1 protein-coding gene is annotated in these 500 nt (G+C 55.6%); it reads right to left on the bottom strand.

Features of this window, described 5'->3' with window-relative positions; all coding sequences use genetic code 11:
* Window positions 1-362 (bottom strand): DEAD/DEAH box helicase (locus KVS69_RS18710; RefSeq protein WP_217539479.1); only part of this gene is annotated, 362 nt, incomplete at its 3' end.
* Between the last annotated feature and the right edge of the window lie 138 nt (window positions 363-500).

Raw genomic sequence — 500 nt, 5'->3', positions numbered from 1 at the left:
GTAAATATAAGAACTACCTTCTTAGCCTGCCTCAGAGGGGCTAGATAGCTATCTCTGAGCGGCAACGACGCCACGTGGATTCTATCCGCAACCTCCATCTCGCTGATGAGTTCAATTATTGAAGACTCCACCTCCGAGACCAACGCACGCGTCGGTGCGATGTACACGGCAACGGTTGCGTCGCTTGTCAACATGCGATCAATCAGCCATTTCCGCACCAAGAACGTCTTTCCGGATGCGGTAGGTGCGGAAGCGGAAAGCCAGGATGTCTCCTCGGACGACGCCCCGCTCCAGAACTCGCGCTGAAAGTCATTGACTGGCAGCCAGATGCCCGGGAACCTTTCGAGGACGGTTGGTTCCATCTGCCTGCGAAATGCTTCGAGCCGACTGGTAATTCCCAGACGGACACCTAATCTTGGACTGATTAGCGCACGCTCTTCAGCGAGGGCTACCGCACGATGATTTGAGAGCTTCCCAAGCAAGATTGCGCCCGCTTCCCG

Origin of the sequence: Stenotrophomonas sp. GbtcB23 (assembly GCF_019091045.1) — a bacterium.
In the GTDB taxonomy this organism is placed as follows: Bacteria; Pseudomonadota; Gammaproteobacteria; order Xanthomonadales; family Xanthomonadaceae; genus Stenotrophomonas; species Stenotrophomonas rhizophila_A.
Note: the sequence above shows the minus strand (reverse complement) of the source record. Positions and strands in the feature narration are given on the sequence as shown.